The sequence below is a fragment of the Moorena sp. SIO4E2 genome (genome assembly GCF_010671945.1).
GTDB classification, from domain to species: Bacteria; Cyanobacteriota; Cyanobacteriia; order Cyanobacteriales; family Coleofasciculaceae; genus Moorena; species Moorena producens.
Map to the genome: position 1 here is coordinate 1 of NZ_JAAHIE010001434.1, position 1,029 is coordinate 1,029.

2 protein-coding genes are annotated in these 1,029 nt (G+C 44.6%); one reads left to right on the forward strand and one right to left on the reverse strand.

Going from position 1 to position 1,029, the window contains the following annotated elements; genetic code table 11:
* Nucleotides 1-194 precede the first annotated feature (194 nt).
* Nucleotides 195-407, forward strand: a complete 213-nt coding sequence (locus tag F6K37_RS44265) for a hypothetical protein (RefSeq protein ID WP_287257464.1) — start codon at nucleotides 195-197, stop codon at nucleotides 405-407.
* Between the two features lie 255 nt (nucleotides 408-662).
* On the opposite strand, the gene F6K37_RS44270 is transcribed toward F6K37_RS44265, so the two are convergent.
* Nucleotides 663-818: a hypothetical protein gene (locus F6K37_RS44270; protein WP_287257465.1), complete on the reverse strand. Its 156-nt coding sequence runs from the start codon at nucleotides 816-818 to the stop codon at nucleotides 663-665.
* Nucleotides 819-1,029 lie beyond the last annotated feature (211 nt).

Sequence of the window (1,029 nt, forward strand, 5' to 3'; positions counted from 1 at the left end):
CCGATTCCCGATTCCCGATTCCCGATTCCCGATTCCCGATTCCCGATTCCCGATTCCCGATTCCCGATTCCCGATTCCCGATTCCCGATTCCCGATTCCCGATTTCTTAATAAAAAAAAATTTCTAAACCCCTTGACAATAGATTAATTTATTGATAAATTAATCGTGTACAAAAACTCAAGAGATAATTTCAGATGAGTAACAATTTTCCTCCTTCTGACAACCAAGGTTCTAAACCGAAGAAAGCCAAGCTCTTATTGGTGGGTTCTCCTGAAAAGGTTCGCAAAACAATTAATGCCATTTATTCCCTTAAGTATGCGGAGCCAGACGAGTGGAGCACTCCGGAGCCTACCGGAAAGCCTGGTGAGGTTATCACCTTTTTGATTCGATATTTTTACGTAGATTAAGATAGGATTTTGCCAGGGTTGCCCCCTGGCAAATCAGGAATGGTGAAGGTTGTTTTGTGGAGGAATATTAAGCAACATGAAGCAGAATGAGTTCGGATGTTATTGCTTTCCAGCAGTTGCTGACTAACTCGGAAATCATGTCATAACTGATCTGAAATTATCGATATTTGAGTGCAGCTCAGCTGTATTTGTGGAAGGTTAAAGTACAGAATTCGGTCAAGGATTGGGGTTAACCCAAACTTGACCGATTTTTTTTTAGGGAGTCGGGAGTCGGGAGTAGGGAGTAGGGAGTCGGGAGATAGGGAGATAGGGGATATTTTTATTAAGTGCGTTCGCGTAGCGTGACCATAAGTCAATCGCGTAGCGTGACCTACGGTCAATCGCGAAGCGGTAGCCCTTTGAGCTAATCACCTATCTTGTATGGTGCGTTAAGAAAGTGTAGCGCACCTGTTTAACTATCAGTAATGCGTTCGCGTAGCGGCTCGTACCGAGCATCGCGTAGCGGCTCAATGCCCGCGCATCCCTAGAGCAACCAACACACTGAAACGGCTACAAGTTAGCTGACAAAAGGGTTTTGGGCTTTGAAATCGGTTTAATGGGGTCAGTCGAGAACAAAAAATTG

Bases quoted from the DNA above. Each gene is read 5' to 3' on its own strand.
- F6K37_RS44265 (WP_287257464.1), top strand. From the start codon at position 195: ATGAGTAACAATTTTCCTCCTTCTGACAACCAAGGTTCTAAACCGAAG.